Below are 12,439 nucleotides of genomic sequence, written 5' to 3' on the forward strand. Positions count from 1 at the left end.
GGATGCGCGGCTGAAATGGCGTGAGCAGATGGAGGTCGGTTTCCTATCCATAGGAAGGGGCCGAATGATAAGGTATTCTCCGGCCAAGGTCGAACCGATCCAGGTGATTGAAATGTCGGTATCAACGGATGAGCAGGCATTTCCGGACACCCCGCCGGTTGCCCTCACAGCTGACGGCAAGCTGCTGTCGACAATGCCGAACAGGCTCGGATACCTTTCCGCGACCGACCCGTCCGTCGGCATTGAAGCCATCCGGCATCTTTATGCGACCCAAGGCTATGTCTGGCTGAAGGGCCTTTTGCCCCGCAGGGAAGTGATCGATTTTCGTGGCTGGGTGCTTTCCCATCTTGCCGAGAGCGGGCTTTTGGAACCCGGGACGGATCCCTCGCTCGGCATCGCTTCGGATCGTGCCATCGACCGTCAGCTCGCCGAGCGCCGGCTGATGTCGGTGGTCCGGTCAACCGGCTATGAAGGCTTTTGCGCGCAGCCGCGCCTGTCGCGCTTGATGGACGCTTTCGTGGGCGGCCTATCCTATCTGCACAAACGCAAGATCATGCGCTTCACCTTGCCTGGAACGGCCACCGCGACGCCGGCGCATTACGATCTCGTCTATCTGCGCGGAGGCACCGACCGGGTGGTGACGACCTGGATACCGATCGGCGACACGACCATCGACATGGGCGGCCTGGTCTACCTGGAGGGATCACACGCCGTCGGCGCCGCCCTGGAGGGACAGTTCAACAAGGACAATTCCGCTCTCAGTCCGCAGGAGCGCATCAGTGCCTATAATCGCAACATGAGTGAGGGCGGCTGGGTGTCGAAGGACCTGCCCGATATGGCGGAGCGGTTCGACACGCGCTGGCTGATGGCGGATTTCGAAGCGGGCGACATCGTCCTTCACTCGCCCTACATGATCCATGCCTCGACGACCAACCAGAGCCTCGATGGGTTGATCCGGCTGTCGACCGATATCCGCTACCAGAATGTCGACGACGAAATCGATGCCCGCTGGGGCAATCATTGGAGCCTTGATGACATGCTTTAGAGTGGTACAGCGTTTGATGGGATCGCCGACCGTTCTAACTCTTTGTTATCACGCAATTCCGGACGGAAAACCGTTACACGCTTTTCCCGGGATTGCTTTAGCCGGCACGCCGCATGCGGGCCGCGTAGAAGCCGTCGAGGCCGGAAATCGCGGGTGCGCCCAGCACCATGTCGGCGGGCGTGGTGCGCAGCGCGCCATCGGATGTGAGGAACGGGTCGAGACAGGCAAATTCACCCGGCCGGATCGGATCGGTGGTCACCCCCGGATTGTCGACCAGGAAGGCGCGGTAGAGTTCCTCGCCTTCCCGCGGATCGAGCGAACAATTGGAAAAGACGATCCGGCCGCCGGGCCTGACCAGCATCACGGCGCGGGCGAGCAGCCTGCGTTGCAGGTCGGCGAGTTTTTCGACGTCCGCCGCCGTCTTGGTCCACGGCACGTCGGGATGTCGCCGAACGGTGCCGGTCGAGGAACATGGCGCGTCGAGAAGCACGGCGTCGAACAACTCCGCCGGCTCGTATTTGAGCAGATCGGCCTGGACGATTTCGGCGGAGAGGCCGAGGCGCGCAAGGTTCTGCGTCAACCGCGCCAGCCGGTTCTTCGAAGTGTCGACGGCGGTGACCTTGGCACCGGCGAGAATGAGCTGCGCGGTCTTGCCGCCGGGCGCAGCGCAGAGATCGGCGACGCGCAATCCGCTGACATCGCCGAACAGCCTTGCCGGCAAGCCGGCCGCCGCGTCCTGGACCCACCATGCACCCTCCGCGAAGCCCGGCAATTCGGTGACAGCGCCGGCAAGCTTCTCCACCCGAACCGTGCCCGTCGGCAGGACAATGCCGCCAAGCTTTTCGGCCCAGAGTTCGGGATCGGCCTTGACCGAGAAATCAACCGGCGCCTCGTGGCGGTGGGCAGCCAGGATCTGCCGGGCCTTCTCGGCGCCATAGGCGGCCTTCAGCCGGTCGGAAAACCATTTCGGCGCTTCGTCGGTGGCGGCAAGCGCGGCCGGAAGCTCGGATTCCTTGGCCCGCGCGAGCGTGCGCAGCACACCGTTGACCAGGCCGGAAAAGCGCTGCGTGCGAGGATCGGACTTGGCGTGGGTCACCGCGAGGTCGACGGCGGCGCTGTCGGGAATATCGAGGAACAGGATCTGCGCCGCCGCCACATGCAGGATATGCGACAAGGCGGTTGCGTTGGGCGGCAGCGGGTTTTCCAGGCGCCGCGCCAGGAGCCCCGCTATGGTCATGCGGTAGCGCAGCGCGGTGACCAGTATGGCGCGCACCAGGCCACGGTCGCGCAGATCGAGCGCCTTGTATTGCGGATGGCCGTTCTCGTGATCGGTCAGGCCGTCGAGCGGCGTGCGGGCGTCGATGACGGCGGCCAGAAGCCGTGCCGCCGCCTTGCGCGCGGCCAGGCCGGCAACGAATTCGCCGCCGGCGTTGTGATCCTGATCGCCTGGAACCGTGCGTCGAGGTGCCCTGCCCGCGACACTCACGACCACCGGCCCTTGGGTCCGGTCGGATTGCGACCCCACGGATTGGATTTTGGGCTGGCCGGCCCGGTCGCCGGTTCTGGCGCGGTTGGCTTGCCCCACGGTCCGGTCATCTCCGGCTCGTCAGCCTGCGTTGACATCGGCGCTTGGCGCTGCGTGGCTGGCGGAGCGCCTTCTCCCATCCGCTGTGCCATCGCCTGCAGCGCGGCGATGCGGTTGTCGGTGCTCGGATGGGTGGAGAACAGACTGTCCATGCGCTCGCCATGCAGGGGGTTGATGATGAAGAGATGCGCCATCGCCGGATTGCGCTCGGCATCGGGATTGGGAATGCGTTCGGCCCCGCGGGCGATCTTGTCAAGCGCGGAGGCCAGCCACAGCGGGTGTCCACAGATTTCGGCGCCGCGCCGGTCGGCCTCGTACTCGCGAGTACGGCTGACCGCCATCTGCACGATCATGGCGGCGAAGGGCGCCACGATCATCGCCGCCAGCACGCCGACAAAGCCGAACGGATTGTTGTTTTCGCGGCTGCCGCCGAGGAAAAAGGCGAAATTGCCGAGCATCGAGATGGCGCCGGCAAAGGTGGCGACGATGGTCATGGTCAGCGTGTCGCGGTGCTGGACGTGGGCGAGCTCATGCGCCATCACGGCGGCGACCTCCTCATGGGTCAGCCGCTGCAGCAGGCCGGTGGAGGCGGCGACCGCCGCGTTCTGCGGATTGCGGCCGGTGGCAAAGGCATTCGGTTGCGGATTGTCGATCAGATAGGTCCTGGGCATCGGCAGGCCGGCCTGTTTGGCCAGCGCCTGGACGATGGCGTAATATTCCGGCGCGTTTTTCTCGTCGACCTCGACGGCGCGATTCATCGACAGCACCATCTTGTCGGCGTTCCAGTAGCTGAACAAATTGGTGCCGGCGGCAATGACCAACGCGATCATCATGCCGCCCGAACCGCCGATCAAAAAACCGACGCCCATGAACAGCGCCGTCATGGCGGCGAGAAGCGTGGCGGTGCGAATGGTGTTCATCGTCTGCTCCTGTCCGGATGGTGGTGAAAAAGGCTCGATCCTCGTGAGGTCATCGCTATATGATGGGAAACGCCCGTTCCCGTTTCAATCCACTGGAAATATCGCATGAACGACGAAACCAGTAAAACGCCGCCCGGCCCGGACGATGGCACGCCGCCACGGGAGCTGACGCCCGCCGCCCGCCGCGCGCTGCAGGAAGCCGAGGCAAGGCGGCAGGACTACCGCCGCAAGGAAGCAGCACTTCCGCGGGAGATCGGCGGCCGTGGCGGCAAGGAGCCCGGCCGCTATGGTGACTGGGAGGTCAAAGGCCTGACCAGTGATTTCTAGCGACTGATCTCAAGCAGCGTTGCGCTGCGGCTCGAGCGCAACCCAGCCTCGCTCGTCGACGGTGATGCCGATTGCGTCATAACCTGATATCGCGGCGTGCTGTGTTGCCAGGGGGTGCTGGTGCGTGGCGTTGATCACCATGACCGAAGCGCCCGCCGCCTCCGCCGCCGCGATGCCGGCCGGGGCGTCCTCGAACACCAGGCAATCGCGCGCGTCGAAGCCAAGGCGTCTTGCGCCGAGCTGGAAGCAATCTGGCGCCGGCTTGCCGCGGGAAACGTCCTCCGCCGCGACGAGGACCGCGGGGACGGGAATGCCGGCGACCTTCATGCGTGCAAGCGCCAACGAGCGTGGCGCCGAGGTTACGATCGCCCAGCGCTCCGGCGGCAGGGAATTGAGGAATGCCACGGCGCCGGCGATCTGGACGATGCCGTCGAGATCGTCGGCCTCGGCCTTCAGCAGCAGATCCGCTTCGTGTCCCGGGTCGACGCCCGGAAGCGCCAGGGCGGTGATGGTCTCGATCGCCCGTACGCCGTGGATCGTCGGCAGGAAGGCCGCGACATCGAGGCCGTGGCGCCGCGCCCAATCGCCCCAGACCCGCTCCGCCGAGGCGATGGAATTGATGAGCGTGCCGTCCATATCGAAGAGGAAGGCGGCGAATTTTCTGCCAGCAAACATGATTTTCCTTGAAGTGCGGGGGAGGGGTCGAGGAGGACGCAACCGTAACGCCAAGGCGGTGACATGGAAAGGCGCGCGAGCGCATTTGGGGAAAGGCGCGCGAGCGCATTTGGGGCGCGATCCAGGGAACCACCGTCACCTTGCAACGTTTCAAACGTACAATTCCCACCACGCGAACCAAGGGACGACGCCCATGCTGATACGCCTCGGCTATGAGATTGCCATCGAGTGCGCCGAGGCCACTCCGGTGATTTCGCTGCTCGAGATTCACAAGGACAGGCAGGCCGACATCAAGCGGCAGACGCGTGTCCTGACCTCGCCTTCGGTGCCGACCAGACTCTATCATGACCTGCACGGCAATGCCTGCCGCCGCTTCACTGCGCCGGCCGGCGGCTTTCGCATCCTTTATGACGCGGTCGTGGAGGACAGCGGCGAGACGGATGAGGTCAATACGCTGGCCCGGGAAATGCCCGTCGCCGAGCTGCCCGACGAGGTGCTGTTCTATCTCCTGGGCAGCCGCTATTGCGAGACGGATCATCTGAGTAACCTTGCCTGGCAGCTCTTCGGCCATCTTCCTTCCGGCTGGGCGCGGGTGCAGGCGATCGTCGACTATGTCCATAACCGCCTGTCCTTCGGCTACGGCTATGCCCGTTCGACCCGCACCGCCGCGCAAGCGCACGAGGAACGTGTCGGGGTGTGCCGAGACTTTGCCCATCTGGCGATCACGCTCTGCCGCTGCATGAACATTCCGGCGCGCTACGTGAACGGCTACCTCGGCGATATCGGCGTGCCGGCGGATCCCGCGCCGATGGATTTCTCGGCCTGGATGGAAGCCTTCCTGGACGGCAAGTGGTATACGTTCGACCCGCGCCACAACCGGCCGAGGACCGGTCGCGTCGTCATTGCGCGCGGCCGCGACGCCACCGACGTACCCTTGCTGCACAGTTTCGGCCCGCACCGGCTGAGCTTGTTCAAGGTATGGACCTACGAACAGGAAGGCAGGCTGTTCAATCCACCCTATCACGGCATCGACAGGACGGTCAGCGCGCGGATGCTGGCCTAGCTGCGTTGATATTCAGGTGAGGCCGGGCTGCAAATGGCTTGGCCTGACCTGAATCTCAACACACCTGGCCGGGTTTGTGCCTCGACATGCTTCGCAATCCTGGGACAGTTGGCCCGCTTCGGGACAGAGATGCTGTGCCGCAACAAGACGTCGCCAGACACCGGACCAGCACTTCGGTCTGGGCATGGTAAGCGTCCGGTAAAGACGCGCGCGGATACACGCTGACGTTTACCGACCGTTCACCTCCTTACCCCGTGAAAATCCAATAAAAGCAATGTTCTGCTGGTGAATTCCCGATCGCGGATCGGGTCGCCTCCCGTTCCGGCTGGAATCCTGCATTGTCCCCGATGCGGCGACGAGGCCGAGGCAAGTGGAGGCTGTTGGATGCGGAATTACGGGGGTCTTGTTCACGCGGTCGGCGGCTTCGCCAGAGACCGCAGTGGAAATTTCGCGGTCCTGTTCGGCTTTGCTGCCTCGGTCTTGGCGCTGGCCGCAGGCTTCTCGGTCAATATCACGCAGCTCTACAACGCCAGATCGAGCCTGCAGGGCGTGCTCGACGCGGCAGTGACATCGACGGCACGTGACCTGACCACCGGCGCCATCAAGGAGGCCGACGCAAACAAATCCGTGCAGGCCCTTCTCGACGCCAACGGCGCGGCGGGCATTCTGCACGCTGGCCAGATCGTGCTCGACAAGCTGATCGTCGACAGGACCGCCAACACGGTCCGGGCGAATGCCCACGTCGATGTCGGCCTCTATTTCCCGTTGTTCAGCACCGGTGACATGCAGCGCGTCGGCGCTTCCACCACGGCGCTCTATTCCGACAAGCAGATAGAGGTGGCCATGATGCTCGACATAACGGGATCGATGGCCAGGCGGGGCAACGTCAACAAGATCGGCGATCTGAAAGTCGCTGCGACGAACGCCGTCAAGACGATGCTCGAGAACCAAGACCCGAAGACCCCCCGCGTCCGTGTCGCGATTGTGCCCTATGCATCTGGCGTGAACGCCGGAAAACTGGCCGAAAACGTCTATGCCGAGAAGCAAGGGAGTTCTGAACTACCACCCGTCGCCGGCAGTTCGCTTCTCGTTGCCAAGACGGGCAAAAATCTGCTGCCGTCCTTCAGCGACTACGTCTCCATTGTTGGGGCGGCCATGCCACACCCGGATAATTGCGCTACAGAGCGCAAGAATAAGAACGGCGATGCCGACTTGAGCGCCGATGGCCCTGACACGGTTCGCACAGACAGGAACGGCAAGAAATATTATGCCCTGGTAAATCGGGACGATCATCTCAGCGACCAGGGAATGAACAAGTGTCCTGACGCGCAAGTGATCCCGCTGACCGCGGATTCGGAGGCATTGCTTGATTCGATCGACGACTTCCAGGCCGATGGTTATACGGCCGGCGCGATCGCCATTCAGTGGACCTATTACATGCTGTCGCCGCAATGGCGCGCTGCGATCGAGAATGCCGGTCTCGGCAACGGCGCTTCGAACGCCGATGCGAAGAAGGTCGCCAAGGTTGCGATCCTGATGACCGATGGCCAGTTCAATACCGCCTTCGCGGGTGTTGCTGGGAGATACAACAGCCAAGGCAACCTTGCGCGCGGCAATGCTGAAACGCTGTGCGGCAATATGAAAAATGACGACATCGAGATTTTCACCATCGGCTTCGACCTCAACGATAAGGATATGTCGGCAACCGAGAGGGATCAGGCAAAGGCGGTGCTAAAGGATTGTTCTTCGAAAGACGCCTCCGCCGCCGACAGACATTACTTCGAGGTGTCCACCGGGCTGGAATTGGATAATGCCTTTCAGGAAATCATCCGCAACACCGAAAAGGTCGTACTGACCCAATAATCCGTGAAAAGGAAAAGGCCGCCGCTTCTTTCGAAGCCGGCGGCCTTCCGTGTTTCCGTCCATGGCGCGGCTCAATGGTGGTGACGCTTACGTCACCGACCGCGCATCTCGCGCCTTAACGGGAAGACTGCTTCCCGAAAGTGCAATCCGCTGAGCCCACGTTCTGGAAAACGAAATCACTCGACATCGGATCACCTCCTTTCGATTTGTTGAACACACACTCATGATGGGGTGCGTTGCAGCAAATGACAAGATGCCGGGTGGAAAAAGCGTGACGTGCTTGCGATCCGCGGCCCAAAAGGACAACATCGCGTCATCGACCGCGGGGAAGGGCATGGACGCCACCGAAAGAGCTGTGCGCATCGTTCGAACGGTAGTCGAGGCGATCAAGCCCGGCTTCGCGGTCAGGCTGTGGACCGGCGAGCGGATCGGCCCCGCCACCGGCCCCGTGCTGATCATCAACGACCACGATATTGTCTGGCAGATCGTTCGCCGACCGTCCCTGTCGACCCTTATCGAGATGTGGATTTCCAAGGCAGTCGACATCGAGGACGGATCGCTGTTCGATTTCTATGCCCTGCCTTCGACGGGCAAGCTGCGGTCGAAGCTGAAGGCGTTGCCCAAACGGGCGCTTCTGCGTGACTTGCCGGCGGTGCTGTTTTCGAGAAAGCAGATGGCGTCGCGGGTCGATCTCGCGGGGCGCAACCCGTTCGTCAGCGGCTCCAGCAAGGAGGCGATCCAGCATCACTATGACATCTCGAATGCCTTTTACGGGCTCTTTCTCGACGAGCGCATGGTCTATAGCTGCGGGTATTTCCAGGATTTCGCAAACGGCATCGACGAAGCGCAGGTCGACAAGCTGGACCATATCTGCCGCAAGCTTCGGCTGAAGCCCGGCGAAAGATTGCTCGACATCGGCTGCGGCTGGGGCGCGATGCTGATCCACGCCGCGAAAAACTATGGTGTCGTCGGACACGGCGTCTCGCTGTCGCAAGCCCAGACCTCACTAGCGCGCGAGCGCATTCGCGCCGAGGGTCTGGAGGACAAAATCACCATCGAGATAAAGTCCTATGCGGAGCTCACCGGCACCTTCGACAAGATATCGTCCATCGGCATGTTCGAGCATCTGGGCCTGGCAAACCATGCCGCTTATTTCTCCGCTGTCCACCGGCTGCTGAAACCGGGCGGCATCTATCTGCATCACGCCATCACCAGGCGCAGCAAGGGCGACGTCAAGAAGACCCTGCGCAAGGGGCCGGAATACAAGGCGCTGATCAAATACATTTTCCCGGGTGGCGAACTCGACACGATCGGCATGACATCAAGCAATCTCGAAGCACACGGCTTCCTCGTCTATGATGTCGAGAATTTGCGCGAGCACTATGCCCGCACCTGCAGGCTGTGGGCCGAGCGTCTGCAGGCGCGGTTCGACGAGGCGATCGCCGAGGTCGGCGAAGCCAAGGCGCGGCTGTGGCTGCTTTACCTGAGCGGCTGCTCCATCACCTTCGAACGCGCCTCGGCGCAGATATTCCAGACTGTCGCCACCAAACGCGCGCGAGGCCCGAGCGGCCTGCCACCGACGCGGGCGGATCTTTATCGATAGGCTTGGGCCGGAAGGTCAGACGAACCGCATCGGCGCGCCGGTCTCGACACGACCGGGCCGGTCGACGGTGCAGTAGACGCCGAGGTTGTGGGCGTTGTGGCGGACCAGATTGCGCAGGATGGCGGGGTCATGGTCGAAACCATCCTGGGCGATGATGGTGAAGCCGCAGCGGCGGCACGGCTCCGAGATGGTCAGGACGAGGTCGCCGATGGCGAGCTTCTTGCCGATCCATTCGGTTTCGGGAAACGAGCCCTCGACCGAGGCCATGTCGACGACGATGTTGGGACGGAAGCGGCGGGGATCGGCGGCTCCCTCCGGATGGAGCGCCTCCAGCCGTGCCAGCGAGGCCGTGGTCAGGAGATGGATCGGCGCCTTGCGGTAGCGCTCCGCGGTCAGCGGCCCGGCATAGCCGGCCGCGTTCTCCCCGCGGAACGGCCGGATCGAGGCGCGGAAGCCGAGATACGCCGACACGACGCGGTCGCATTCGGGGCCGGGGGCGGCGAGCCAGTCGCCATCGGGGACGGCGATTTCCAGTTCGCTGTCGCGGCTCAGCCGGGTGCGGATGCGCGGCACCTTGTGCCACTTGGCGTCACGATCGGGCCGGGCGATCTCATTGTCCGAGGCATCGACGAGGCCGAACAGGCGGTCGCCCTCGACGCCAACCGGTCCAACCAGGATGGTGTCCCGGCGCTCGCCGGCGAGCGAACTTGCCGGATAGCGCCACAACTGGGTGACGGTGCCCAATGCCGCGTCTTCCCGCATCAGCCCTTCTTGTTCTGCCTGTTGGCAACGAGGTCGTCGACCACGGCCGGATCGGCAAGCGTCGAGGTATCGCCGAGTGCGGAAAAGTCATCCTCGGCGATCTTGCGCAGGATGCGGCGCATGATCTTGCCCGAACGCGTCTTGGGCAGGCCGGGCGCGAACTGGATCTTGTCCGGCGTGGCGATGGCGCCGATCTCCTTGCGGACATGGGCGACAAGCTCCTTACGCAGATCCTCGCTCGGCTGCCCGCCGGCCATCAGGGTGACGTAGCAATAGATGCCTTGGCCCTTGATATCATGGGGATAGCCGACGACGGCGGCCTCGGAAACCTTGTCATGGCTGACCAGGGCCGATTCGACCTCGGCCGTGCCCATGCGGTGGCCGGAGACGTTGATGACGTCGTCGACGCGGCCGGTGATCCAGTAGTAGCCATCGGCGTCGCGGCGGCAGCCGTCACCGGTGAAGTATTTTCCTTTGTAGGCGGAGAAATAGGTCTGCACGAAACGGTCGTGATCGCCATAGACGGTGCGCATCTGGCCGGGCCAGGAATCGGTGATGCAGAGGTTGCCGTCGGCCGCACCGTCCACCACCTTGCCCTCGCTATCGACCAGCTGCGGCTTGATGCCGAAGAAGGGCCGTGTCGCCGAACCCGCCTTGAGGTCGGTGGCGCCCGGCAGCGGCGTGATCAGGATGCCGCCGGTCTCGGTCTGCCACCATGTATCGACGATCGGGACCCTGCCGTCGCCGACGACGTTGAAATACCACTCCCATGCTTCCGGGTTGATCGGCTCGCCGACCGAGCCCAGCACGCGCAGCGACTTGCGAGAGGTCTTCTTCACATGCGCGTCGCCGGCACCCATTAGCGCGCGCAGCGCCGTCGGCGCGGTGTAGAAGATGTTGACCTTGTGCTTGTCGATGACTTCCCAGAAGCGCGACTGAGAGGGGTAGTTCGGCACGCCTTCGAACATCAGCGTGGTGGCGCCGTTGGCGAGCGGCCCGTAGACGATGTAGCTGTGGCCGGTTACCCAGCCGACATCTGCGGTGCACCAGTAGATGTCGCCGTCATGATAGTCGAAGACATATTGGTGCGTCATCGAGACATAGACGAGGTAGCCGGCGGTGGTATGCAGCACGCCTTTCGGCTTGCCGGTCGAGCCCGACGTGTAGAGGATGAACAGCGGATCCTCCGCCTTCATCTTCTCCGGCTTGCAATCAGACTTAACCGTCGCGACTTCGTCGTGATACCAGACATCGCGTCCCGGCGCCCAGCCGATCTTGCCGCCGGTGCGGCGCACGACCACAACGGTCTTGACCTTGACATGGTGCTTGGCGGCGATGTCGATCGCCTTGTCGGTGTTTTCCTTGAGCGGAATAGGTTTGCCGCCGCGCAGACCCTCATCGGCGGTGATGACGAAGGTCGATTCGCAATCGACGATGCGACCGGCCAAGGCGTCCGGCGAAAAGCCGCCGAAGACGACCGAATGGATAGCGCCGATACGCGTGCAGGCCAGCATCGCGTAGGCCGCCTCCGGGATCATCGGCATGTAGATGCTGACGCGGTCGCCTTTCTTGACGCCGTGCTTCTTCATCACATTGGCGAGCCGGCAGACGTGCCCGTAGAGTTCGTTGTAGGTGATTTTCTTGTCGTCGTAGGGGTTGTCGCCTTCCCAGATGATGGCGGTCTGGTCGCCGCGCTTCTTGAGGTGGCGGTCGATGCAATTGTAGGAGACATTGGTCTGGCCATCCTCGAACCACTTGATCGAGACCTTGCCGTCGAAGGAGGTGTTCTTGACCTTGGAGAAGGGCTTGAACCAGTCGATGCGCTTGCCGTGCTTGCCCCAGAACTTGTCCGGGTTCTTCACGCTGTCGGCATACCATTTGAGGTAGGTGTCATTGTCGATCAGGGCGTTCTTCTTCCACGCCGGCTGGACGCGATGGACATGAACCTCGGACATTTCTTGGCTTTCCTCCCGAACCAGTCCGCCGGCTTGAAACGCCCGCGGAACCGCGGCGACGCAGCCGCGAATTCGGCGGCATTATTACCAGTTCCGTCGCGACGGCAACATTAGACGTTGGATTCGCGCGGCGGGATGCCGCAGGGGCGCTTTCTGGAACTGTCAGCACTCGACGTGGTTCGCTGCTAACCGCATGTTTTTACGCGAAAACTTCCCTTTGAGATCAACAAAAATCAATAGACAGTTAAGTAACGGCGCGCACAATTGGCAGCTGGGAGGAAAAGAGAATCAACCAGGGGACCGCCCAAGGGGACCATAATGCACGACCATCTTGAAATGGACCTGATGCTCAAAGGCTACGGCCTGACCACGGCCAAGATTCTTTATCATTTCCCCGACCACCCGCATCTCCTGCAGAGCTTCGTCTGGCAGGACTACGACATCGCTCCGAGGTTTCCGGTGCTGATCCGGTTCATCGAATTCTGGAAAGCCAAGCTCGACGGGCCACTGCATTCGGTGGTCTACACGCACCAGAAGCTGATCGCGCCGAATGAATGGCGCAAGGTGGATGGGGAGTTCGTGCTGCATTGAGCGGTGATACAGCTGATCTCCCCCGCAAGGGGGGAGATTGGCAGCTTCAA

11 protein-coding genes are annotated in these 12,439 nt (G+C 62.7%); 6 read left to right on the forward strand and 5 right to left on the reverse strand.

The window, feature by feature from the left end; translation table 11 throughout:
- Positions 1–112 precede the first annotated feature (112 nt).
- A complete protein-coding gene (locus LB555_RS10830) occupies positions 113–1,045 on the forward strand; it encodes a phytanoyl-CoA dioxygenase family protein (protein WP_041163645.1) in 933 nt (310 codons plus the stop codon).
- 97 nt (positions 1,046–1,142) lie between these two features.
- Here LB555_RS10830 and LB555_RS10835 read toward each other — a convergent pair whose 3' ends face one another.
- Positions 1,143–2,531 carry an RsmB/NOP family class I SAM-dependent RNA methyltransferase gene (locus tag LB555_RS10835; protein WP_015315146.1) on the reverse strand — a complete coding sequence of 463 codons (1,389 nt, stop codon included), beginning with the start codon at positions 2,529–2,531 and terminating at the stop codon, positions 1,143–1,145.
- A complete protein-coding gene (gene htpX, locus LB555_RS10840; RefSeq protein WP_224682866.1) occupies positions 2,528–3,550 on the reverse strand; it encodes a zinc metalloprotease HtpX in 1,023 nt (340 codons plus the stop codon). Before htpX ends, LB555_RS10835 begins: the two co-directional genes overlap by 4 nt.
- 105 nt (positions 3,551–3,655) lie before the next feature.
- On the opposite strand from htpX, the gene LB555_RS10845 reads away from it, so the two are divergent.
- Positions 3,656–3,877 (forward strand): DUF1674 domain-containing protein, encoded by a 222-nt coding sequence (locus LB555_RS10845; RefSeq protein ID WP_015315148.1) that lies wholly within the window; start codon positions 3,656–3,658, stop codon positions 3,875–3,877.
- A 9-nt stretch (positions 3,878–3,886) separates the two neighbouring features.
- Here the strand turns inward: LB555_RS10845 and LB555_RS10850 are convergent, their stop codons facing one another.
- Positions 3,887–4,552 carry an HAD-IA family hydrolase gene (locus LB555_RS10850; RefSeq protein ID WP_015315149.1) on the reverse strand — a complete coding sequence of 222 codons (666 nt, stop codon included), beginning with the start codon at positions 4,550–4,552 and terminating at the stop codon, positions 3,887–3,889.
- A 193-nt stretch (positions 4,553–4,745) separates the two neighbouring features.
- On the opposite strand from LB555_RS10850, the gene LB555_RS10855 reads away from it, so the two are divergent.
- From LB555_RS10855 to LB555_RS10865, 3 genes are all read left to right on the forward strand, one after another.
- The gene (locus LB555_RS10855) at positions 4,746–5,615 is read left to right on the forward strand and encodes a transglutaminase-like domain-containing protein (RefSeq protein ID WP_015315150.1); all 870 of its coding nucleotides are present in this window, start codon (positions 4,746–4,748) and stop codon (positions 5,613–5,615) included.
- 384 nt (positions 5,616–5,999) lie between these two features.
- Positions 6,000–7,478, forward strand: coding sequence for a TadE/TadG family type IV pilus assembly protein (locus LB555_RS10860; RefSeq protein WP_015315151.1), 1,479 nt, complete (start codon positions 6,000–6,002; stop codon positions 7,476–7,478).
- A gap of 334 nt (positions 7,479–7,812) precedes the next feature.
- Positions 7,813–9,081 (forward strand): SAM-dependent methyltransferase, encoded by a 1,269-nt coding sequence (locus LB555_RS10865; protein WP_224682867.1) that lies wholly within the window; start codon positions 7,813–7,815, stop codon positions 9,079–9,081.
- 15 nt (positions 9,082–9,096) lie between these two features.
- Here the strand turns inward: LB555_RS10865 and LB555_RS10870 are convergent, their stop codons facing one another.
- Positions 9,097–9,843, reverse strand: coding sequence for an MOSC domain-containing protein (locus tag LB555_RS10870; RefSeq protein ID WP_224682868.1), 747 nt, complete (start codon positions 9,841–9,843; stop codon positions 9,097–9,099).
- On the reverse strand, positions 9,843–11,798 hold the full coding sequence (gene acs, locus LB555_RS10875; RefSeq protein ID WP_224682869.1) for an acetate--CoA ligase: 1,956 nt from the start codon (positions 11,796–11,798) through the stop codon (positions 9,843–9,845). The genes LB555_RS10870 and acs overlap by 1 nt, the downstream gene beginning before the upstream one ends.
- A 318-nt stretch (positions 11,799–12,116) precedes the next feature.
- Between acs and LB555_RS10880 the strand changes: the two genes are divergently transcribed.
- Positions 12,117–12,389 carry an usg protein gene (locus tag LB555_RS10880; RefSeq protein ID WP_140616568.1) on the forward strand — a complete coding sequence of 91 codons (273 nt, stop codon included), beginning with the start codon at positions 12,117–12,119 and terminating at the stop codon, positions 12,387–12,389.
- Positions 12,390–12,439 lie beyond the last annotated feature (50 nt).

It is taken from the genome of Mesorhizobium sp. BR-1-1-10 (assembly GCF_020165595.1).
Classification (GTDB): Bacteria; Pseudomonadota; Alphaproteobacteria; order Rhizobiales; family Rhizobiaceae; genus Mesorhizobium; species Mesorhizobium australicum.